This is a genomic window from Brucella sp. NBRC 12950 (assembly GCF_030268145.1).
GTDB lineage: Bacteria > Pseudomonadota > Alphaproteobacteria > Rhizobiales > Rhizobiaceae > Brucella.
Map to the genome: position 1 here is coordinate 103,112 of NZ_BSQC01000015.1, position 22,587 is coordinate 125,698.

Here is a 22,587-nt window from a genome sequence, read left to right on the forward strand (position 1 = left end):
GTCTCAGTCCGGTATTACGGCGAAAGCCTGTATTTCGATCTTAGCCCGGTCTTCGATCAATGCGACGACCTGAACTGCCGCCATCGCGGGGAAGTGCTTACCGATTACATCGCGATAGGCGCGGCCGATCCCTTTAAGATTGGTGATGTATTCATCCTTGTCGGTGAAGTACCAAGTCATTGAGGCGATATGTTCCGGGCTGCCCCCAGCTTCCGCCAGGATTGCCACAATGTTTTTCAATGTCTGCTCGGTCTGCTCGACGAAATCGTCGGTCTCAAACTGTTGTTGTTCGTTCCAACCGATCTGTCCGCCGATGTAAACGGTACGCCCACGCGCTTCAACGCCATTGGAATAACCGATTGGGCGTGCCCAGCCTTGCGGCTGAAGGGTCTTATGCATGTTATATCTCCAAAAATGCGCGCAATAGCAGGCTCTAAGTGGCTTTCAGCAGTTCGCGTGCGATAATGAGTTTCTGCACTTCGGTCGCGCCTTCATAGATGCGAAGTGCACGTATTTCACGATAAAGCGACTCGACAATCTCGCCGCTTTTCACGCCACGACCGCCAAACATTTGAACGGCTTTGTCGATTGTCTGTTGGGCGTTTTCCGTCGCAACCATCTTTGCCATCGCGGCCTCTTTGGTTGTGCTCAGCTTCTGAACGTCGCGCCGCCATGCTGCTCGATAGGTCAGAAGAGCGGCAGCATCGATGTCGGTCGCCATGTCGCCAAGTGTCGCTTGCGTGAGTTGCAAGTCTGCCAATCTGCCACCGAACATCGGGCGTGATTTCGCATGTGCCAACGCCTCGCTTGCAGCACGGCGCGCAAAGCCCAGGGCAGAGGCGGCAACGGATGCGCGGAAAATATCGAGCGTGCGCATGGCGATTTTAAAACCTTCGCCCGGCGCGCCGAGCCGACGACCAGCGGGGATGCGACAATTATCGAAGCGGATCGTGGCCAGCGGATGCGGAGCGATGACATCAATGCGCTCTGCAATTGAAAAGCCAGGATCGTTGGCTAAAACGACAAAGGCCGAAATGCCTCGTGTTCCTGGCGCTTCGCCTGTGCGGGCAAAGACTGTATAGACATCAGCGATGCCGCCATTGGAAATCCATGTCTTCTCGCCGTCGAGCACGTAATGGTCGCCGTCCAATCTCGCCGCGCAACCCATCGCCGCTACATCTGAACCCGCGAGCTTCTCCGAAAGGGCAAAGGCCGAAATCCATTCTCCACTTGCCACTTTCGGCAAGACTGCTTGTTTGAGTTCGTCCGATCCGCTAAGGCTGATCGCGCCGGTGCCAAGTCCTTGCATGGCAAAAGCGAAATCGGCAAGTCCGTCATGATAAGCCAGTGTCTCGCGGGCGATGCAAAGCTTCCGGGAATCGATCCCGTCACCGCCCGTCAGACTGACCGCCGCTTGGAGCAGTCCGGCTTTTCCGAGCGCTTTCACCAGAGCGCGGCAGGCATTATCCGTATCGTGGTGTTCGACACCGGTGATCGCTGGGCTTTTCACAAAAGCATCAAGTTTTGCCGCCCAGTCTAAATGGGCTTTCTCAAAAAACGGCCAGTCGAGATGTTCCCGTGTGAGTGGCAGCGTTGCGAAACCATCCATGGATCAGTTTCCCTCGAAAACGGGTTTCTTCTTGGCTGCGAAAGCCTCGAACGCGCGGCGGAAATCCTGCGTTGCCATGCAGATGGCCTGCGCCTGGGCTTCTGATTCCACCAGCTCTTCAATGCCCATCGCCCATTCTTGATTGAGCATGGTTTTTGTCATGCCATGCGCGAACCATGGGCCGTCGGCGATATTGCGTGCCAGAGCCTCGGCCTTTTCCAAAAGCTCGCCCTGCGGATGCAGTGCGTTGAAAAAGCCCCAGCGCTCACCCTCTTCGGCGCTCATAAAGCGTCCGGTGTAAAGCAGTTCCGACGCGCGGCCCTGACCGATCAGTCGCGGGAGAATGCCGCATGCGCCCATATCGGCGCCCGCAAGACCGACGCGTGTGAAGAGGAACGCAGTTTTTGTTTCAGGCGTCGCAATGCGTAGATCCGATGCCATTGCCAGAATGGCACCGGCGCCAGCGCAAATGCCGTCTACGGCGGCGATAATTTGCTGCGGACATTTACGCATGGCCTTGACGACATCGCCGGTCATACGCGTGAACGCGAGAAGGTCGGGCATCGTCATGTGGGTCAGAGGCTCGATGATCTCGAAGACATCGCCGCCTGAAGAAAAGTTTCCGCCAGCGCCGGTCAACACGATTGTGCGCACATCGGAAGCATAAGCGAGATTGCGAAAAAGATCGCGAAGCTCAGCATAGCTTTCGAATGTCAGCGGATTTTTCCGGTCCGGGCGGTTAAGGGTCAGTGTTGCGACGCGACCGTCTTCACTCGTCTGCCACAGAAAGTGATCGGCCTGGTAGTCCTTGAAAGGCTTTAGATTGCTCGCCATCGAAACGGTGCCGTCGTTCATCCTGCCATTACCTCCCCACCAGCGATTGCTATCGCCTGTCCAGTTATTGATTGCGCGCCGGGCGATGTCAGCCACAGCACGGTTTCAGCCACTTCCTCAGGCTGTATCAGGCGCCCCTGTGGGTTCGCCTTGACGAATTGCGCCAGAACGTCTTCTTCTGATCTTCCGGTTTTTGCGATGATAGCCTCGATGGAGCGGGCTATGATGGGCGTATCGGTAAAGCCCGGGCACACTGCGTTGACCGTCACGCCCGTGCGCGCGAGCTCCAGCGCCAGTGCTCGGGTCAGCCCGATAACACCGTGTTTTGCAGCACAATAGGCCGAAACATAAGCATAGCCGCTCAGGCCAGCTGTGGACGCAATGTTGATGATACGCCCGTCTTTTCCGCCCGCCTTGATATCATCGAGTGTCATCTGCGTAACGTTGAAAACACCGGTCAGGTCGACGTCGAGTACGCGGCTCCATGTATCGAGACTGGTTTTCTCGAAAGGAGCGCTTGGAGCTTCCCCGGCATTGTTTACAAGAATAGTCACAGGGCCAAATGCGGCACGCGCCCCGTGCAGTCCTTTTTCAATTGCATCGCGATTTGTGACATCGAAACCATCAGCAAGGAAACATCCCTTCCAGTTCAAAGAGGAAGCGGTTTTTTCTAGCCGCTCACGACTGCGCCCCGCCAGGGTCACATTGGCTCCTGCCCGCGCAAGACCAGCGGCAATAGCGGCGCCTATGCCACTGCCCGCACCAGTGACGAGTGCATGTTTGCCATAAAGGGCTGAGCCAACGGCCGGATCGTTCATTGCTATCTCTCCGTTATCTCACCCGCTTTTACTTCGCGCCTTGCGGCGCTGCGTTTGCGCGTGCGAGGTTGGCTTCATACTGATATTTGCTTGAACGATATTGCTTCGGCCAAGCAATGGAATTGATGCCGATTTTAGCGGCCTCATGCAGCGCCCAAGCCGGGTCCGCAAGATGTGGGCGTGCCACCGCGCAGAGATCCGCGCGACCAGCTGCGATGATCGAATTTGCATGATCGGCTTCCGAAATCGCGCCGACGGCAATTGTTGGGATGTGGATTTCGTTGCGAATTTTATCGGAGAACGGGGTCTGGAATAGACGGCCATAAACTGGCTTTTCTTCCTTCCAGACCTGACCTGACGAACAGTCGATCAAATCGGCACCGGCAGTCTTGAACATTTCCGCAAAGATCGCCGCATCTTCTGGCGTGTTGCCGCCCTCGAACCAGTCGTGGCAGGAAAGGCGAACCGAGATCGGCTTATCCTGCGGCCAGGCTTCGCGGACCGCGTGGAAGATTTCTAGCGGATAGCGTGCGCGGTTTTCGTAACTGCCACCATATTCGTCCTCGCGGTGGTTGGTGAGTGGCGAGAGGAAGCTCGATAAAAGGTAACCATGCGCGCAGTGCAGCTCAAGCCAATCGACGCCTGCAGCCGCCGCTCTTTTGGTCGCGGCGACGAAGTCCGCTTTCACCCGATCCATATCGGCGCGATCCATCGCTTTTGGGACCTGGCTGTTCTTGAGATAGGGAAGGGCGGAAGCGGAAAGCAATGGCCATGCTCCATTCTCAAGAGGCTGGTCAATACCTTCCCACGCAAGCTTGGTTGCACCCTTGCGGCCGGCATGGCCGATCTGCATGGCAACCTTTGCATCACTGTTTGTGTGAACGAAATCGACTACGCGCTTCCAGCCTTCACCCTGCGCATCGTTCCAGATGCCTAGGCAGCCGGGGGTAATCCGCGCATCAGGCGACACGCATGTCATTTCGGCAAACACCAATCCTGCGCCGCCCATGGCGCGGCTGCCCAGATGGACCATATGGAAATCGTCTATCAGGCCGTCGGTTGCGGAATACATGGCCATTGGTGATACGACAATGCGGTTGGGCAAGGTGACGCCACGTAAGCTATAGGGGGTGAACATCGGCGGCAGACAGCGCTGGTCTTCGGCAACGTTGAGACCTTGCTTGCGGGCGAACCAGCGTTCGTAGCCTTCAAGCCAATCCTTGTCGCGCAGGCGTAGATTCTCGTGGCTGATACGCTGCGAACGCGTGAGCATGGAATACATGAACTGTTCCGGCTCCAGCGTATCGGCATAACGCTGGCCGACTACCTCGAACCACTCCATGGCGTTGCGCGCGGCGTTTTGAATGCGTGCGACATCAACCCGGCGGATTTCTTCATAGGCATGCAGGACGTCTGGTATGCCCTCCTTGCCATGTCCGAGCTTCTGGAACTGGTTGGCCAGTTCAATCGCGTCATCGATGGCAAGTTTGGTACCCGATCCGATTGCAAAATGCGCGGTATGGGCCGCATCACCCATCAAAACCACATGGGAATTGCCGTTGAAGTGGCTCCATTTTCCGCATATGAGGCGGCTGAAGTTAAGCCAGGCCGAGCCGCGCATATGGCGGGCATTGGTCATCAGTGGAGCGCCGTCGAGTGTCTCTGCAAAGAGCTCTTCACAAAAATTGATGGATGCTGACTGGTCCAACTGATCCAGACCATGCGCCTGATAGGCTTCCTCGGTAGTTTCGATGATAAAGGTCGAGGTTTTGTCGTCGAACTTATAAATGTGCGCCTGGAACCAACCATGATCAGTCTTGCGGAAATCGAACGTAAAGGCGTCAAACAGTTTTTGAGTGCCGAGCCAGATATAGCGATTGGGCCGGACGACCATATCCGGTTCGAACACATCCTCATAGCGATTGCGAATGCGGGAGTTCAGGCCGTCCGATGCAATGATGAGATCGGCATCAGGGAATTCAAGATCACTTTCTACGTCGGTTTCAAACTGAAGCTTCACACCCAGCGCTTCGCAGCGCGCCTGAAGAATATTGAGCAGGCGTTTGCGTCCGATACCGACAAAGCCGTGACCGCTGGTGCGCTGACGCGTTCCTTTGAAGAGGACCTCGATATCGTCCCAATGGTTGAACGCGTCCTGAATTTCGGCCGCACTTTCGGGATCCCACACCTTCATGGATTCCATCGTCGCGTCGGAAAAAACCACGCCCCAGCCGAAGGTGTCGTAGGGGCGGTTCCGCTCCACGATCGTAATGTCATGTTCTGGATGAAGCTTCTTCATCAGAAGGCCGAAGTAAAGGCCGGCCGGACCCCCTCCAATACACACGATACGCATGTTGAGTTCCCTTTCCGATAGCTGCCGAACGGCGCCGGTTATTTATTTTAAGTTTAAAATATAATTAGGAGTTTGGGCGCGTCAAGCGAAAAAAGCGCCGGCTTCCGCAAGTGGGCATCTGCGGGAGTAAAAATGCAGGATTTGACCAGAAATATGCAAATGCAATAATTATACTCGTTCTAAAAAGCCCTATTGACACAGTTTAGAATTCGAAAATATGCTGATGCAAATGAATTGATATTCCGGCAAACGGAAAAGGGGAATTGTCATGGCGGAGCGCTCATTCGCCCGCGAAGTCGAGGATCTGAAGCTCGGCGACGGCGAAATTTTTAGCGGCGAAGGCATCCTCGCCATCACAAAGGCGTTGCTTCAGTCAGGCGTTTCCTATGTCGGCGGTTATCAGGGGTCGCCAATATCCCATCTGATGGACGTTCTTGCGGATGCGAAGGACGTGATGGAAGATTTGGGTGTCCATTTTGAATCTTCCGCATCGGAAGCCGCGGCGGCAGCCATGCTTTCAGCCTCTGTGATGTATTCTGTCCGCGGTGCGGTAACTTGGAAATCCACGGCCGGCACCAATGTCGCCTCGGATGCGCTCTCCAATCTCGCATCGGGCGGAGTGACCGGCGGCGCACTGGTCATCATCGGCGAGGATTACGGCGAAGGTTCCTCTATCATGCAGGAGCGGAGCCATGCCTATGCGATGAAATCGCAAATGTGGCTTTTAACCCCACGCCCTAACCTGCCTTCGATTGTGGAAGCCGTTGAAAAAGGCTTTGAACTATCGGAAGCCTCCAACACACCCGTCATGTTGCAGGTTGGTATTCGCAGCTGCCATGTGCATGGTCAGTTTGTTGCGAAGGATAACAAGCGTCCCAACCATACGCTGGCGCAAGCGCTGGAAAACCCCAGACGCGATGTTAACCGCATCGTGCTGCCACCCGCATCTTTCCTGCACGAGAAGGAGAAGCTCGAGAAACGCTGGCCGGCTGCGGTAGAGTTCGTCAAGGCCAATCGTCTCAATGAATATTTCGGCCCTAAGGAGGGCGACGTTGGCATCATCCTGCAAGGTGGACTTTACAACAGCGCCATGCGCGCGTTGCAGCAAATGGGTCTGGCCGATGTCTACGGTGAAAGTCGAGTTCCACTCTATGTCATGAATGTCGCCTATCCAATGATAGACGATGAAGTCATCAATTTCGTTTCCGGCAAGAAAGCTGTGGTGATGCTGGAGGAGGGGGCGCCTGAATATATCGAACAGGCGCTGCATACGTTGCTGCGCCGTCGCGATATTCAGACGAAACTGTCCGGCAAGGACGTGCTACCACTTGGCGGTGAATACACGACGCCTGTGCTCTTGAAAGGCCTGACGGCATTCTTCGATGCACATGCGCCGCAGTTACTCGGCAACCGTCCGCCGCTGCCCGATCCGTCGCCGGTTCTCAATGATGCACGCGTGAAGGCGCTTGCTGAGGTGGTGCCACCGCGCCCAGCCGGCTTCTGCACCGGTTGTCCGGAGCGTCCAATCTTTGCCGCAATGAAGCTTGTTGAAAAGGAACTTGGCGAGCATCACGTTTCAGCGGATATCGGCTGCCACCTTTTTTCCATTCTGCCTCCATTCAATCTTGGTGGCACGACAATGGGCTACGGTCTTGGTCCAGCTTCTGCTTCCGCGTTCAATGTGAAAGCGGGCAAGCGATCCATTTCAGTGATGGGCGATGGCGGCTTTTGGCACAATGGTCTTGCAACTTCGGTCGGCAACGCCGTCTTCAACAAGCAGGATGGTGTCATCCTCGTGGTCGATAATTATTATTCGTCGGCTACTGGGGGACAGGATGTGATGTCCTCTAGAGCGATCAATCCGCGCCGCAAGACCAATAACTCCATTGTTGATGCGGTCAAGGGAATTGGCGCGGGCTGGGTTCGCCAGATCGACCACACATATGACGTTGCAAAGATGCGGGACACGCTGAAAGAAGCGCTGACGACGGATGAAAAGGGTCCGAAGATTATCGTCGCGTCGTCTGAATGCATGCTTAACAAGCAGCGCCGCGTGAAACCGCAATTCGCCAAAGCAGTCAAAGACGGCAAACGAATGGTCAAGCAGCGTTTCGGGGTTGATGAGGATGTGTGCACCGGCGATCACGCGTGCATACGCCTTTCAGGCTGCCCGTCGCTTTCTGTAAAGCACACAGATGATCCGCTGAAGGACGATCCGGTCGCAGCGATCGACAATTCCTGCGTTGGTTGCGGTAATTGCGGTGAGGTTTCGGAAGCAGCGGTTCTGTGTCCTTCATTTTATCGGGCCGATGTCATTCACAACCCGACGAGTTGGGACAGGTTTGTGCATCGCTTGCGCTCAGCCGTCATTGGATGGCTGCAAAAGCGCCGCCGTGCGGCACGCATCGTTTTTGCGGATTGAGGAACTGGCCATGTCACCATTGAATGCATCGCCCACCGCTCTTTTGTCCCAGGACAAGCCACTGTCAATTGCCATTCTTGCCATGGGGGGGCAGGGCGGGGGTGTTCTGGCAGACTGGGTTGTGGCGTTGGCGGAAACCAATGGCTGGGTTGCGCAGACAACTTCTGTGCCCGGGGTGGCGCAGAGAACCGGTGCGACGATCTACTATCTGGAGCTGTTGCGTGCCCGCGAAGGTGCGCATCCGATCTTGTCGCTGATGCCTACGCCTGGCGACGTTGACATCGTCATCGCGGCCGAATTGATGGAAGCGGGACGATCAGTACTGCGCGGCTTAGTCACACCGGACAAGACTTTGCTCATTACGTCCACCCATCGCTCCTTTGCGGTTGGCGAAAAGGAAAAGCCAGGTGACGGCATTGGCAATCCGGTGGTTGTTGAGGACGCGACGGCGTTTGCAGCGCGCAAGACCATCGCATTCGATATGGAAGCGGTGGCAAACAGGAGCGGCAGCGTTGTTTCCTCTGCCTTGTTTGGTGCGCTTGCGGCTTCCGGGGCGTTGCCCTTTGCGAAAACGGCCTTTGAGGCGACCATCAAATCTGGCGGCAAAGGCATCGAGGCTAGTCTGAGAGCTTTCGAGGCTGCCTTTCAACGCACGCTTAGTGGGGCCAACGACAAGCTCGCAGCGAGCCCTATCAAGCGGCTGGACCCTTTGCCCGAGCAGGCGGAACATCCGGTATTGGACGCGCTTATTAAGCGCATTCGCAGTGAATTTCCAAGTGCGTGTCACGCGATGCTTTTTGCAGGTATCAAGAAGCTGACCGAATTTCAGGACCCGGCCTATGCGGATGAGTATCTCAACCGGTGTGCAGGCTTGCTTAAGGCCGATCTTACGAATGGCGGCACAGCGCAAGGCTTTGCCTTCACGCTTCAAGCGGCAAAATATGTTGCTGTTGCTATGGCTTATGACGATGTGGTCAGGGTGGCTGACATTAAGGTACGCGGCTCGCGGTTCGAGCGGGTGCGCAAGGAAATCGGCGTTAAAAAAGATCAGATCGCCTATACGACCGAATATATGCATCCGCGCATGGAAGAAGTTTGTGGCACATTGCCGAGGGGCATCGGCGCGTGGATCGAAAATCGGCCGAAGATCTTTGCATGGCTCGACAAGCGTATCAGCAAAGGGCGCCGGGTGAATACGGGAACGCTGTTCTGGTTCTGCGGCCTTTATTGTGTTTCGGGCTTGCGTCGTTTCCGACGTGGTAGTCTGCGCCATCAGCGCGAGACGCTCCATTGCGAATTCTGGCTGGAACAGGCTCTCGCCGTCGTGCCCCAGAACTACGATCTCGCCGTTGAGGTCCTTGCCTGCCGCCGTCTGGTTAAAGGCTATTCCGATACGCATTCGCGTGGCCTATCAAAATTCGACCGCGTCATGTCCGCCGTGCCTGTTTTGAGCGAACGCGACGACGGCGCAGCCTGGCTTCGGCGTTTGCGGCAAGCGGCACTGCTTGATGAACAAGGCATTGCGCTTGATGGGGCATTAAAAACAATCACAACGCTCTGATCAAACAGCGCAGTCCATCGCAAAGATCGCAGAACAAACATGTTCGAATGAGAAGTCGGCGTGCTCGAGGACGTGCGCCGTTGCGTCAGAAAAAAAGGGGAAGACCATGTCTCAAGCGCAGGGCATCAACGCTCCGGCTGTGACCGGAAGAGAGATATCGGCAGGCAAAAGCCTGCTTGTCGTGGGCCTCTGCTGGCTTGCGATTTTTGCGGAGGGCTATGACGTTGGTGTCATCGGGGCGATACTACCTGCCTTGTCGGTTGATCCGGTCTGGCAGCTAACCCCGATAGAGCTTGGAGCCATCGGCAGCTACACGGTGGTAGGCATGTTGATCGGCGGTATTCTTGCGGGTACGCTGAGTGAGCTTTATGGGCGCAAGCCGTTGTTTATAGCCTGCATTTCCTTGTTTTCGCTTTGTATGATTGTCAGCGCGATGGCACCGTCACCCTTCATCTTCGGATTGAGCAGGTTCATATCGGGCATCGGACTTGGCGGAATTATTCCGGTCGCAGCGGCGCTAACAGTTGAATACTCTCCGATGAAGAAAAAGAGCTTCAATTACGGTCTGATGTATTCGGGCTATTCAATGGGATTGCTCGCTGCCGCTCTATGTGGTCGCGGCCTCCTCGAAGACCATGGCTGGCGCACTATCGTTTTGATTGGCGCCATGCCTCTGCTGTTTATCCCTATCTTCCTAGCATTGTTGCCAGAAAGTGTGGAATCGCTGGTCCAGCGCGGCAAACATGATGCGGCGCGCAATACGGCAAGCCGCATGGGAGTTGGTGTTCCGCCCGTAATGGCCCGCAAACATGGAAAGGTTCGCTGGCACACTGTATTTAGTGAAATCTTCTCTCCTAAAAAGGCCTTTGAAACCGCCTGTTTCTGGATCGCGCTTTTCATGGGGCTGCTGCTTGTCTATGGCCTCGCACAATGGCTTCCACAGATAATGCGCAAGAACGGCTATGATCTCGGCAATAGCCTACTGTTTCTTGCAGTCTTCAGCCTGAGTTCTGCCGTCGGAGGCATCGTGTTGGGGACATGGGCGGATCGCTTCGGCGTGCGCCGGACTGTTGCCTGCTCATACGCGCTCGGCGCGTTTGGAATTGTGGCGCTTGCCTTCAAAGGCTCTTTGCTGATGAACTATGTGTTTGTTGCGATTGCCGGTTTCGGTACAGTGTCGGCCTCGCTGGTTTTGACAGGTTTTCTGGCGCAGCGGCTTGATTCCTCGATCCGTTCTGCTGGAACCGGATGGGCGCTAAGTTTTTCTCGCATCGGCGCTTTGACGGGGCCGCTGTTGGGTGGTTTGATCGCAAGCCTTAACATCGGCCCGCAGTGGAATTTCTACATCTTTGCGTTCGTTGCGGCGCTTGCAGCTTTGGCAACCGCCCTAATCCCGTCCCGATCGGCAGCGTAGGCCTCAAAAAGCCGATCCGCGCTGGAGTTCGGATCGGCCTATCATTCAAAGAGATATTAAAGCTCGTTTTTACGGATATTGCGGAGCATTTTCTGTAAGGTGCCGACAAAAGCGCGGTGCTCATCTTCATCGATGCCATCAAAGAGTTGCAGCAGAAGATCGTACATGGTCGGCCAGGCCTGGTTGAAAATGTCTCTTCCTTCTTCGGTCAGCGAAATATCGCGGATGCGCATGTCCCCTGGACGCGCCTGACGGCGAATGTAGCCCTGTTCTTCCAGGGAATCGAGTGTGCGGCTCATCGTTGATTGTTCGGTTACTGTAAAGACCGAAAGTTCGTTGATTGTGGCTGAAGGCGTGACACTGAGGACAGCGAGTGCGCGCAGCTTAACCGTCGTGATCTGGCTGCCTTTCAAACCTTCGGCGAGGTTCGCATTATAGCGTGCCATGAGGCGGTTCATCAGGTAGGGCGCAAAATTGTTCAAGCCGATCTCGCCCAACAAACGCACAGGATTCGCCTCCTGTTGCTCGGAAGCCAGAACCGTACCTGAGAAGCGTTCCTCCATGAGTTCCCTCGCTTTAGATCATGGTTGCAACAGTTATGCGCCCGATGCGGTTTGGCATCAGGCGCAACAGGGCGCTCTCGGTGTTAATATCGGTTGGCGAAAGAAGCCAGAAAAAAAGGTGGATACGAGCCTTCTATCGCATCCACAGAGCTCCTCAATCAGGAGCGAGAGGCCTCACCCGAAATCCCATTGCTATTACCGGCAATCGAGACCTGGTCTTCATTCAGTCTGAAGCTTGTGCGCGTGACCACCAAAATGATGAGAAGAATGATCGCTTCCATGATGGCGAAAGTTAAGAAGGCGCTGACAAATGACCCCCCTGATACCTTGATGACCACGCCCATGACCCAGGGCGAAATAAAGGTCGCAAGGATTGCAAAAATCTCAGCATAGCCAACCGCTGCGGTCGCAAGGTCTTCGGGATATTTCTCACTGAGAAAGGCGAAGATCGCACCGCCGCCAAAAAGCGCGGCACCGCTCAGAAGCGCCATCATTATCAGCGCGCCGAAGCCAAGTGGTATTGCCATGCCAATGGTGAACATGACCGCCACAAGGAAGGCAAGCACTGTTCCGAATTTGATCATCCCCGTCTTGTTCAACCTGTCTGCGGCGTAGCCTCCGATGACGAGAAACACGACTTGGGACAGTCCCATCAATGTGCCGATCAGTGCGGCGTCCTCCACTGGCATCTGATGCACGGCAATATATGCGGGAATGACCCAAGTTGCGGTTCCGGCAATAGCCATCGTGCAGGCAGAAATGCCCAGACTGCCGACGATGATCCATTTCGAGCGGAAAATGCTGGCAAGTGACGCCGTGGAGACCTGCTGTTTCTCGGCTTCCCAGCGGAAATTCGTAAAGCCGATATGGGCTGGATTGTTCCGGGTGAACATGAGCACCAAGGCTGCTGTTACCAGCGTTCCGATGGCAAGAATGGCGAAGAAAGTGCGCCATCCATAGGAGATGGAAAGCGGAATGCCGATCGCAAAGTCCAGCGTGATTGCGAGACTATAGGCGGCGAGGATCAAGCCGATCATGCTGCCGCGTCGTTTTTGCGGGAACCAGCCGATAATGAGTTTCATATTGCCAAGGAAGATTGCTGCATCGAAGAAACCGATAAACAGACGCAGCGCAATCAGCTGGGCATAGGTTTGGACATAGACTTGCGCCATCATGCCGATTGCTGTGCAGAACAGGCCAATCAGCAAGAGCGTGCGCGCCTTCATCCGGCGGCTAAATTGCGACCAGACAATCATGCCAAGCCCATAGGTCAGCGCGAAAATTCCCTGCGCCAGACCGGCCTGTGCGGAATCGAGTTGGAGGGTTTCTGAAATGAATGGTATTACCGCTGCAAAGGCGTACCAGTCCGCGGCCAGAAACATCTCGCACAAAAGCGCCAGCCCCAGCATTCCCCATTGCCAGCGCTTTATTCTTGATTGATCTAAGTCCGTTAGGCTTTCCCATTGCATGGTCTGGTTCCCCTTGTTTTTACCTGCAACTTCATGATGGTTCCGTGGCGGAGCGTGCGGTGCTCAATGCTCGAAGACGGACCTCAGACCGTCGACAGGAAATTGCGCACCAGTGTCGCCGCTGCTGGCGCTTCTTCAAACAGAAGGTGGCCGGTTGCATCGAGTTTCTCCAAACGTGCGCCCTTGATCCCACGCTGCCATTCCGCGGCATATTGCGCTGGAATAACCCGGTCCTCTGTACCCCAGAGGATCAGAGCCGGCATGTTCAGCCGGTGCATCCAATGGTTAAGCCTTTTGTTGCCGCGTCCCTCGGTTGCGTGGATGCGCGCCAATGCGCCCATTTCGCGTCCAAGCGCTTGATCAAACCGGCTGTCGGGCTCGCTCGGAAAATAGCGGAGCGCAACATGCGGGTCATGTGTCAGATGAGCAGGAATATCGGCTGGCGCGACCTCAAACAGATTGGGGAGAGGAATTGTTGGAAGATCCAGACCAGCAGGTGCTGCGAGAAACAGCGCGGACAGCCTTTCGGGATGTCTGATCGCAAATTCGGCTGCTATCCATCCGCCAAGCGAAAACCCGCCCAGGCTGAAATAATCCAATCCCAGCGCATCGAAGAAATCCATGTAATGTAGCACATAATCGCCGATCTGAACGATATCGGTATCATCATCACTTTCACCAAAATTTGGATGAAACGGAATGATGAGCCGGTGTCGCGAGGCAATGTCTGTCAGGCTTTCGAAGCCAGGAAATGTGCCAGTGCCGTGCAAAAAGACAACGTTTTTGCCCTCACCTTTTACGAGATAGGTGACGGTTTTACCACGAATTTCGACCTTGCGTTTTTCAAAACTGCTCGAGTAATTCAACATCTTTCCACCTTATGCCGCTTGTTTGGTGTGACTGGACCAATTGCTTTCTCATCTGCTCGACGGCGCTTTCGATCCGCGTTTGCAGAGCCTCAGGCAAATCCCTGTCCATTTCGAGTTCCGCCGAACAGGCATAAATGCCCGTTGCAACCGTTCCCGCTTCGAAAAACCCGAACAGTGGACGAAGATGGTGTTCGACGACCAGAGCATGACGATGCCCGCCACCCACTGCGCACAAGACGGTCGGGCGACCACGCAGAGCCAATGGGTGGACGAGATCAAATACGTGCTTGAAGAGTCCTGGATAGCTTCCCTGATAGACCGGACAGCCGACTATCAGAGCATCACAATGCTCGATCTCAGAAATCAGACTCTCCGATTGCCGGTCCAGCGCCTGTCGGTTGACGGTGTAAAGGTTTGGTCCTGCATCAGAGAGATCTAGATGCGTAACCGATGCCCGGTCCTCCGCTTCCAGTCTTGCGGCAATCGCTTGCGTTAGCCGATGAACTTTCGTCGGGCGATCACACCCAACGAAGCTGACAATGTTTCTCATCATGGCGGGTCTCAGTTTTCGCTGATACCGAATACGGTCCATCGCGCATCGGGACCGGGCAGGCCAAGGAGACCTTTGCCGCATTCTTCTACGATCTGGTCGGCAAGAAGGATATGCTGGGTGCCGGAGTGGATGTCGCGATAAAAGCGCTGCATGGCCGTATTGTGAAGGGAGGCGCCGCGGGCGGCCCGATGCGCAAAGGTTGCCACATCCGAAACAATGTCGTGCATATAGCGCAGTGAGAGTTTCACCATGGTCATCTGATCGAGAGACGGGACTGCGCCCGAGGCCGTTGTCTTTGAGACATCTTCCCATGTTTCAAAAGCAAGTGCCCGCGCAGCCCTGTAGCGGGCTTCTGTATTGGCAAACTGAAATCGCAAGCTGGCACTGTCAGCACTCTTGCCAAATGGATCCTGCCGCTGGCGGATAACTTTGGCGAGTTCGTCGAGTATTCGGCGACCAACACCGATAGCCCAGCTTGTATGGGTGAGGGCGCTATAGCCAGCCAACCCCAGATGGCCCTGGGCCTGCCCACGTTTCGGCGCAGATTGCGTGAAGCTATAGGTCATGGAATCGGGCACGAAGAGATCTTCATCGGTTGCCAGAGTGTAGTCGAAACTCCCGGTGGCGCGCAGGCCCAACACATCCCAGTTGCCAAGCAATTGGATAGTTGAGCGCGGGTGATGGGCAACAATGATCTGCGGGGCGCCGGTTTCGTCTTTCAGAAGCTCCTTCCCGTTCGGGTCTTTGGGGTCGAGCAAAAAACATCCGGAATGTATCCATTCCGCGTGGAAGATAGAACTTCCATAAGCCCAGTTACCTCGGATCATGTAGCCGCCGTCGACCTTACGGGCGAAGCCGCGCGGTACACCATTGCCTGCAATGGTGATATCGACGCCATTCTTGAAGACATTGGCAATCCCTTCGTCATCGAGATAAATTGCCATTGTGGTGCCTTCCATATTGTTGACCATCGTGCACCAGCCAGATGATGCATGGGCATAGGAAAGCGCTGCCATCATTTTCATGGCATCGATTGGACGTAATTCGGCACCACCAACCTCTTTGGGAAACAGCATCGTGTAGAAGCCCCCCTTACGCATGGCGTCCACAACATCGTCATGCATGCGTCCAAGGGATTCCGCTTCCTCAGCCTTTTCTTCAATCAAGGGTAGAATTTTACTCAGACGGTCGTTGAAGCCCTGAAGGAGCTCGGCATAGTTGTCGATCGTGTCAGTCCGGTGCACGCTGGTATCCAAGTTAGTTCCCCTTGATTTAGTGGTTATAAGCGGGAATGATACGAGCAAGAGTGGGAACAGACATTCCCCCCAGATGGGGGGCTTGGGAATTCGGGAGAGAGAATGCCCAGGGATATATTATCGACAGACGAGCGAATATCTGCAGCGCTTTCCGTTGCGGAGAGTCGTAATTATGACGATTTCACAATAGCTTGCGATTATTTTTCCGCGCATGTTCTGCGCGTGCGTTCGCTTGGAATTTATTTGCTGGAGAACAATCGTCCGCGCCTTTTTCACAGCATAAACACGCCTACTGGTTTTTTGCTTGAATATCAGAACGGGCTTGCGGATTCGGATCCGATGATTGCGGCAGTTGTGCAAAATGCCAGTGCGGTCGCGGGCTCGCAATTGCCGCAGAATGCGACTGGCAATGTGCCATTGATGCGAACGCTTCTTTACCGTTGGAACTACAACGATAACTTGTGCTGCCCGGTTTATGTCAGTGGCAAGATCCAGGCGCTGATCTACGCTGCCGGCTTCGAGATGCATGCAGCACAGCTCGAAGAACAGGTTTCACTGCTTTGCCGCTCGTCGGCACTTGCGCTGCGCAATATTCATGAAGCTCGTCCCGCCAATACGCCCGGTACCAATCTGGCAAATTTATCGCCACGTCTATCGACGGTCGCCCGCTTGCTGGCTGCAGGCAATACCAACAAGCAAATTGCACGACATTTGGAGCTTTCCCCCCATACTGTGAAGGATTATGTCGACGACCTGATCAAGCGGTTCGGTGTCCACAACAGGACCGAAGTGGCGGTGCTTATCAATCGCATGAGCGGAGCGAGGAAAGCCGAGCCAGCGGGATTTATGCTATCGGGACAGGAGCGGCGTGGTCTGCCCATAGAGCATTTCTGAAACCGCTCTCTGTCATTTGGCTGATAATGCGTTTCGCTATCCGAGCTATCAGGGGCAGAGATACATGACCGCCCGGCTTTTTGGATCGCTCAGTGTGTCGATGACATTGCAGTGATGCGTATCCTCGATTTCAAAGGCGCTTGTTTCTACCCCCAATCCGTACCAGATGTTTGCGAGCAGGGCATTTTGACGTCTGAACTCCATAAGTTCATCGGCACCGACGCAGCAATGAACTGCAATATCCGGACGCGGGCGCTGCAGCGCGGCGCTTTCTGTGAGGGCTTCTTCTGCATCCATCTGGAAAATGTCGTTCATTTTGGTTCTCAAAAGCGGACGCAAATCGTGTAATCCGCTGATGGACAGGACCCGTTTGATCCGCTCTGCTGACGCTTTTGCTATGGGCGCATTTTCGCAAGCCATGCGGCTGACCAGATGTCCTCCCGCAGAATGCCCCGACAAGGCGATGTCACCGTCCACTTCCTGTGCTAACAGGTCGATGAAGCGGCCAATTTCGTTGGTGATGTCGGAAATGCGCGCTTCGGGGCAGAGCGTATAGCTCGGCATGGCAACGCGATATCCGCGCTCAAGCGCGCCCTGCGCCAGATGCGACCAGTAGCTTTTATCCAGCCCCTTCCAGTAGCCCCCATGAACATAGACGAGAGTACCTTTGGCCGCACCATCGGGCAAAAGTAGGTCGTACTGGTTTCGCTCGCGCTCTCCATAGGCGATGTTGGGTATCAAACGACCCTGATCGCGCATCGTCTCGCGAAAGCCTAAGGCTAGTTTCGTCCAGCGCGGAGGATAGCTGGCTGAACCACTGATGGCCTTCATATTATCATATGCGGTATCGAAGTCTTGAAGCAATGGAGTCTCCTGCATGTTTCACGCTTTAGGCGGCGTTAGACGCGGCTTTCGGCGGCCGCCTGCGCGCGCAGGGCGGATCGCTGCAATTTTCCAGATTCTGTCTTGGGAAGGTTCGAAACCCAGCTTATCAGGCGCGGATACTTGTAGGGCGCGAGCTCACTTTTGACATGGCGTTGCAGTGTTTCCTGCAAGTTTGCATTGCCACTATAGCCCTCGTTCAACACGACATAGGCCTTTACGATGCAGCCACGTTCCTCATCGGGCGCTGCAACGACGCCACATTCTGCGACTGCTGGATGCGCGAGCAGGCTGGCTTCGACCTCAGGTCCGGCGATATTGTACCCGGCGGAAACAATCATGTCGTCATTGCGCGCCTGATACCAGAAATAGCCGTCCTCGTCCATCACATAGGTATCGCCGGTGATATTCCAGCCGTTCTCGACATATTTGGTCTGACGCGGATCGGCCAGATATTTGCAGCCGAGCGGTCCGCGAACGGCAAGGCGACCTGGAGTGCCGGGCGCGCATTCCTTCCCGTTGTCATCAATCACGCGTGCTTCATAGCCGGGAATTGGCTTGCCAGTGGCGCCAGGACGAATATCGTTTTCAGGCGAGGAAATGAATATATGGAGCATTTCAGTTGCACCAATACCGTCTGCAAGCGAGAGCCCGGTCGCACGCTTCCATGCTTCGAAGGTCGGTAAAGGCAGAGCCTCACCAGCTGAAACACATTTACGCAGCGAAGACAGATCATATTGATCGAACTTGGAAAGCATAGCGCGGTAAGCGGTTGGCGCGGTAAAACAAACGGTCGGCTTATATTCTCCAATCGCGAGCGCAAGATCATGCGGTGCAGTCTTTGGGGGAAGCGCAGTCGAAGCACCAATCCTGAAGGGGAACAAAACTAGTCCACCAAGTCCGAAAGTGAAGGCCAGGGGCGGCGAACCGATGAAGATATCGTCTTCGGTCGCGTCCAGAATGTGATGTGCATAGCAGTCGCATACAATAAGCAGGTCACGGTGGAAGTGGATGGTCGCTTTCGGCAGGCCAGTGGTTCCCGATGTAAAGCCTAGGAGGCAGGGGTCGTCTGCGCGTGTTGCCACTGCTTCAAAGTCGCTCGATGCGTCTGCCAGCAATGCGCCCAGCTCACCACCCGCATTGTCCTCCCAGGTCACCACGGTCTTAATAAACTCAGTCTGTGCAAGGGCAATTTGCATTTCACTGATCAGTGCGTTGTCGCAGATAGCGATGCTGATTTGAGCTTTGTCGATGATCTGGACCAGTTCCTTGGCGCGCAACAGGGGCATGGTCGCGACAACCACGCCACCTGCCTTTATGATTGCGAGATAGAGTGCAATCTTGGTCGGGTTATTGCCCGAGCGTATCATCACACGATTGCCCGTTCTCATACCCAGCTTGTCGGTCAGGACATTTGCGATCTTGTTGATCATTTCGGCAAGATCGCTATAGGTCCAACGGATGCCGGGCGCTTGCAAAGCGACCCGGTCACCTTTGCCTTTGCTCAGATGTGTATCCACCAGTTCATAGGTGGCGTTCAGCTGTTCGGGGTAGCCGAGTGCGTCGAGATTGATGATGTCTGGTAGAAGTTCCGCAGCCGGGAGATTATCCAGAACGAATGTGTCCATATGAGCGCTGGGGTGCATGCTCGTCTCCTGTCAAATGCCAAAAATTTGCGTTTGCCCACGGGGTCAAACGTGCAAGTAACGTTCCTTGATGTCCGGGGTGTTCAAAAGCGCACTATTGTCGCCACTCCACACCACTCGGCCTTTTTCTATAACGACGTGACGGTCCGCAAAGCGTGCGAGCGCATCAACATTTTTGTCGATAACGAGGATTGCATCGCCTTCATCCTTGATGTTGCGCAGGCAGGACCAGATCTCTTCGCGCATGAGGGGTGACAATCCTTCGGTCGCCTCGTCGAGTACAACCATCTTTGGATTGGTCATCAGTGCGCGACCGACCGCCAGCATTTGCTGCTCGCCGCCGGAAAGCTGGTTGCCCATGTTGCGGCGCCGTTCCTTAAGGCGCGGGAACATGCGGTAGATGCTTTGTAGCGTCCATTTGGATGAGCGCGCGTCTGAGCGCCGGGTGGCCAGAAGGTTTTCCTCGACGCTCAGTGTCGGAAATATCTGTCGCCCTTCCGGAACAAGTCCTAGACCCTCACGCGCTATTGCATGCGGGGGCTTGCCGGTAACGTCGTGGCCATTGACAAAAACCTTGCCACCTTTGGGCGGCAGCAAGCCGAAGATTGATTTGATGGTCGTGGTTTTGCCCATACCATTTCTGCCGAGGATGGTCACGACCTCACCCGCGCCGATTTCAAAATCGATCCCGAAGAGAACGCGGGACTGGCCATAGGCGTTCTGGAGCCCTTCGACTTTCAACATTGTGTGGCTTCCTCTTCACCCAGATAGGCGGCGCGCACGTCTGGATCGGACCGCACTGCCGCGGGTGTTCCCGATGCGATGACGCGCCCGTAGACAAGCACACTCACTTGATCAGCCAGAGAGAAAACGGCATCCATGTCATGTTCGATCAGAACAAGAGTATGGGTTTTACGCAGCGAGCGCATTAACTCAACGAGCACCACCGATTCTTCGTGGCTGGTGCCCGCCAAAGGCTCATCGAGCAGTAGCATTCGCGCCTTGGTGGCGAGAGCGATGGCTATCTCAAGCTGGCGTTTCTCGCCATGAGAAAGCGCTCCTGCCCGACGATGGGCGCGGTCATCGAGCTGCACACGGGCAAGGGCTGCCATTGCTTGTTCATTGACTTTGGCTTCCTTGCTTGCCGCCTGAAAGAAGCGGAAACTCGAGCCGGATCGGGCCTGAACCGCGAGTGCAACATTTTCAAGTACGCTGAAGCCTTCAAGGACCGATGTAATCTGAAACGAGCGCGCAAGCCCCAGATGGACACGATTGGGCATGGGCAAATTCGTAATATCTTGGCCGTCGAAGACCACCGTGCCCCGGTCGCTTTTAAGGTTTCCCGAAAGCTGATGGATCAGCGTGGTCTTGCCCGCGCCATTCGGACCGATCAACGCATGGATCTCGCCGTGCCTGACGGTGAGATTGATACCGTCTGTGACCTTAAGTGCGCCGAAGCTTTTGTGCAGTTCATGGACCTTTAGAAGCTCATTCGACATCGGAGCCTCCACGCAGCTTGCGGATCAGCCCGCCGATACCGTCGCGGCTGAAGAGCACGACGAGAACGAGGAAAAGACCGAGGCCGAGTTTCCAGTGCTCGGAAAAGTGAGCCAACACTTCTTCCAGAACAATAAAGGCTGTTGCGCCGAGCACCGGGCCTATCAGCGTGCCCATGCCACCCAATACTACCATGACAATCAGTTCCCCAGAGCGCTGCCAGCTCATAAACGCGGGCGAAACGAACTGGATCTGATTGGCTAGAAGAACGCCTGCAATCGCCGCCGCAACGCCAGCAATTACGTAAGCAGTGAGCTGAAACGAGAAGGTCGAGAAGCCTATAGCGCGCATACGCACCGGATTATCCCTTGTTCCACGTAGCACGCGACCGAACCTTGAATGCACCAACATGCGGAAGATGAAGAACGCGCTAATCAGTAATGCCAGCACGAAATAGAACAACACAAGATTGCTCGAAAGCAGTGCATTGTTAAACAGTGTGGAACGCGACGACAGCGTCATTCCATCATCACCGCCAAAGGCCGACAGAGACACCATGAAGAAAAAGGCCATTTGACCAAAGGCCAGGGTGATCATGATGAAATAGACGCCGCTGGTTCTCAGCGAGATGTAGCCGGTGACGAAGGCGAAGATCGCCGCGGAAATGATGGCAGCGATCAGCTGCAGAAGCAGATCATCTACACCATAGCTCGACAGGATTCCGACGGCATAGGCCCCAATGCCGATATAGGCGGCATGGCCGAATGACACGAGTGCGCCGTAACCCATGATGAAGTTGAGTGACAGTGCTGCTAGCCCAAAAATCATGATGCGGGTGACGATTACAAGAAGAAAGCTATCGTCCAGGACAGATGCAACAAGTGGAACAATTGCGAATGCCGCAAATACCAGCCACGGTCCTGTATCCTGTAAACGGGACCGCTGGTCGTTTGGCTTTTCCGGCGTAGCGACAGTGTCGATGATGGGGGAAATATCGCTCATCGCGTTCCTCCCTGCGCCGGGAACAGGCCCGTCGGACGGAAGTAGAGAACGGCTGCCATGAGGATATAGGTGAGCATTGGCACGAGCGTGCGTCCCATTTGGGAGGCGGCTGCCGGATCAAGCAGATTACGGAGCAGCATGGGCCCGAAGGTACGGCCAAGCGTATCAACGAGGCCTACAGTTATGGCTGCAACAAAAGCCCCACGCACGGAACCGACCCCACCGATCACGATAACGACAAATGTCAGGATTAAGATGGAGTCACCCATGCCCGGATCGACGGAGAGTATGGGGGAAATCATGCCGCCCGCAAAGCCGGCAAGCATTGCGCCAAGTCCGAAGACCACCATGAAGAGGCGACGAATATTGATACCGAGAGCCGAGACCATGTCGCCGTTGCTTGCGCCGGCACGCAACAGCATGCCGATGCGGGTGTGATTGACGAGGAGGTACAGACCGGCTGCCGTGAGAAGACCGGCCGCAATGATCAGCAGGCGGTAGACGGGATATCGAAGGTTCCCAAAAAGCTGGATAGAACCGGAGAGGGATTCGGGCATCGGCACGCTGAGCGGCGCTGCGCCCCAGATAATCTTCACCAGTTCGTTCACAATCAGGATCAGTCCAAATGTCGCCAAAACCTGATCAAGATGGCTACGTTCGTATAGTCGTCGAAACACCAAAACTTCCAGCACAATGCCGATGACGAGAGTAACCGGAAGGGCGATCAGGAGGCCATAAAGGAAGCTGTCGGTCATGGCAGTGAAAGTCGCTGTCAGATAAGCACCGACCATGTAAAGAACGCCATGAGCCAAATTGATGAGGTCCATGACGCCGAAGATCAGCGTCAGCCCGGCGGCGACGAGAAAGAGCAAAATGCCAAACTGAATCCCATTGAGGGACTGCAGCAAGAAGAGATTGAGCATGAGGGATTTCCGAAACTCGTTG

General features: G+C 55.1%; 20 protein-coding genes. 4 read left to right on the forward strand and 16 right to left on the reverse strand.

Translation table 11 applies throughout. The features are described 5' to 3' along the window. Positions 1-3: 3 nt before the first annotated feature. Genes QSJ70_RS22325 through QSJ70_RS22345 form a run of 5 tightly spaced genes read right to left on the reverse strand, consistent with a single transcriptional unit; the run spans position 4 to position 5,614 of the window. Complete coding sequence (locus tag QSJ70_RS22325) at positions 4-399, reverse strand: RidA family protein (RefSeq protein ID WP_215781314.1); 396 nt, start codon at positions 397-399, stop codon at positions 4-6. A gap of 34 nt (positions 400-433) precedes the next feature. Next, positions 434-1,609, reverse strand: a complete 1,176-nt coding sequence (locus tag QSJ70_RS22330) for an acyl-CoA dehydrogenase family protein (RefSeq protein WP_285539750.1) — start codon at positions 1,607-1,609, stop codon at positions 434-436. A 3-nt stretch (positions 1,610-1,612) separates the two neighbouring features. Next, entirely contained in the window at positions 1,613-2,464 is an 852-nt protein-coding gene (locus tag QSJ70_RS22335) for an enoyl-CoA hydratase family protein (protein ID WP_285539752.1), read from the reverse strand. Beyond that, on the reverse strand, positions 2,461-3,261 hold the full coding sequence (locus tag QSJ70_RS22340) for an SDR family NAD(P)-dependent oxidoreductase (protein ID WP_215781320.1): 801 nt from the start codon (positions 3,259-3,261) through the stop codon (positions 2,461-2,463). The genes QSJ70_RS22335 and QSJ70_RS22340 overlap by 4 nt, the downstream gene beginning before the upstream one ends. Before the next feature lie 28 nt (positions 3,262-3,289). After that, entirely contained in the window at positions 3,290-5,614 is a 2,325-nt protein-coding gene (locus QSJ70_RS22345; RefSeq protein WP_285539754.1) for a bifunctional salicylyl-CoA 5-hydroxylase/oxidoreductase, read from the reverse strand. Positions 5,615-5,882: 268 nt separating this feature from the next. Here QSJ70_RS22345 and QSJ70_RS22350 point away from each other — a divergent pair, with 268 nt between their 5' ends. The 3 genes from QSJ70_RS22350 (at position 5,883) to QSJ70_RS22360 (ending at position 11,011) form a co-directional block, all read left to right on the forward strand. After that, on the forward strand, positions 5,883-8,036 hold the full coding sequence (locus tag QSJ70_RS22350; RefSeq protein WP_285539756.1) for a ferredoxin family protein: 2,154 nt from the start codon (positions 5,883-5,885) through the stop codon (positions 8,034-8,036). A gap of 10 nt (positions 8,037-8,046) precedes the next feature. After that, on the forward strand, positions 8,047-9,597 hold the full coding sequence (locus tag QSJ70_RS22355; RefSeq protein WP_285539759.1) for an indolepyruvate oxidoreductase subunit beta family protein: 1,551 nt from the start codon (positions 8,047-8,049) through the stop codon (positions 9,595-9,597). Positions 9,598-9,703: 106 nt separating this feature from the next. Continuing rightward, positions 9,704-11,011: an MFS transporter gene (locus QSJ70_RS22360; protein WP_285539761.1), complete on the forward strand. Its 1,308-nt coding sequence runs from the start codon at positions 9,704-9,706 to the stop codon at positions 11,009-11,011. A 56-nt stretch (positions 11,012-11,067) separates the two neighbouring features. Here QSJ70_RS22360 and QSJ70_RS22365 read toward each other — a convergent pair whose 3' ends face one another. The 5 genes from QSJ70_RS22365 to QSJ70_RS22385 form a co-directional block, all read right to left on the reverse strand. Continuing rightward, on the reverse strand, positions 11,068-11,574 hold the full coding sequence (locus tag QSJ70_RS22365; protein ID WP_285539763.1) for a MarR family winged helix-turn-helix transcriptional regulator: 507 nt from the start codon (positions 11,572-11,574) through the stop codon (positions 11,068-11,070). A gap of 158 nt (positions 11,575-11,732) precedes the next feature. Next, positions 11,733-13,043, reverse strand: coding sequence for an MFS transporter (locus tag QSJ70_RS22370; RefSeq protein ID WP_285539764.1), 1,311 nt, complete (start codon positions 13,041-13,043; stop codon positions 11,733-11,735). A gap of 83 nt (positions 13,044-13,126) precedes the next feature. Further along, positions 13,127-13,912: an alpha/beta fold hydrolase gene (locus tag QSJ70_RS22375; protein WP_285539766.1), complete on the reverse strand. Its 786-nt coding sequence runs from the start codon at positions 13,910-13,912 to the stop codon at positions 13,127-13,129. Then, a complete protein-coding gene (locus tag QSJ70_RS22380) occupies positions 13,887-14,465 on the reverse strand; it encodes an NAD(P)H-dependent oxidoreductase (protein WP_215781332.1) in 579 nt (192 codons plus the stop codon). Before QSJ70_RS22380 ends, QSJ70_RS22375 begins: the two co-directional genes overlap by 26 nt. A gap of 8 nt (positions 14,466-14,473) precedes the next feature. After that, the gene (locus QSJ70_RS22385) at positions 14,474-15,721 is read right to left on the reverse strand and encodes an acyl-CoA dehydrogenase family protein (RefSeq protein ID WP_215781334.1); all 1,248 of its coding nucleotides are present in this window, start codon (positions 15,719-15,721) and stop codon (positions 14,474-14,476) included. 102 nt (positions 15,722-15,823) lie between these two features. Here QSJ70_RS22385 and QSJ70_RS22390 point away from each other — a divergent pair, with 102 nt between their 5' ends. Continuing rightward, positions 15,824-16,615, forward strand: coding sequence for a response regulator transcription factor (locus QSJ70_RS22390; protein ID WP_285539768.1), 792 nt, complete (start codon positions 15,824-15,826; stop codon positions 16,613-16,615). Between the two features lie 48 nt (positions 16,616-16,663). On the opposite strand, the gene QSJ70_RS22395 is transcribed toward QSJ70_RS22390, so the two are convergent. From QSJ70_RS22395 to QSJ70_RS22420, 6 genes are read right to left on the reverse strand one after another with little or no spacing between them, the layout of a single operon-like run. Further along, on the reverse strand, positions 16,664-17,479 hold the full coding sequence (locus QSJ70_RS22395; RefSeq protein ID WP_285539770.1) for a hormone-sensitive lipase: 816 nt from the start codon (positions 17,477-17,479) through the stop codon (positions 16,664-16,666). A 35-nt stretch (positions 17,480-17,514) separates the two neighbouring features. Beyond that, positions 17,515-19,143, reverse strand: a complete 1,629-nt coding sequence (locus QSJ70_RS22400) for a benzoate-CoA ligase family protein (RefSeq protein WP_285539772.1) — start codon at positions 19,141-19,143, stop codon at positions 17,515-17,517. 45 nt (positions 19,144-19,188) lie between these two features. Further along, positions 19,189-19,887, reverse strand: a complete 699-nt coding sequence (locus QSJ70_RS22405) for an ABC transporter ATP-binding protein (RefSeq protein WP_215781340.1) — start codon at positions 19,885-19,887, stop codon at positions 19,189-19,191. Continuing rightward, positions 19,881-20,642, reverse strand: a complete 762-nt coding sequence (locus tag QSJ70_RS22410) for an ABC transporter ATP-binding protein (RefSeq protein WP_215781342.1) — start codon at positions 20,640-20,642, stop codon at positions 19,881-19,883. Before QSJ70_RS22410 ends, QSJ70_RS22405 begins: the two co-directional genes overlap by 7 nt. Next, positions 20,632-21,642: a branched-chain amino acid ABC transporter permease gene (locus tag QSJ70_RS22415; RefSeq protein WP_215781343.1), complete on the reverse strand. Its 1,011-nt coding sequence runs from the start codon at positions 21,640-21,642 to the stop codon at positions 20,632-20,634. The genes QSJ70_RS22410 and QSJ70_RS22415 overlap by 11 nt, the downstream gene beginning before the upstream one ends. Continuing rightward, entirely contained in the window at positions 21,639-22,565 is a 927-nt protein-coding gene (locus QSJ70_RS22420) for a branched-chain amino acid ABC transporter permease (protein ID WP_285539777.1), read from the reverse strand. Before QSJ70_RS22420 ends, QSJ70_RS22415 begins: the two co-directional genes overlap by 4 nt. Between the last annotated feature and the right edge of the window lie 22 nt (positions 22,566-22,587).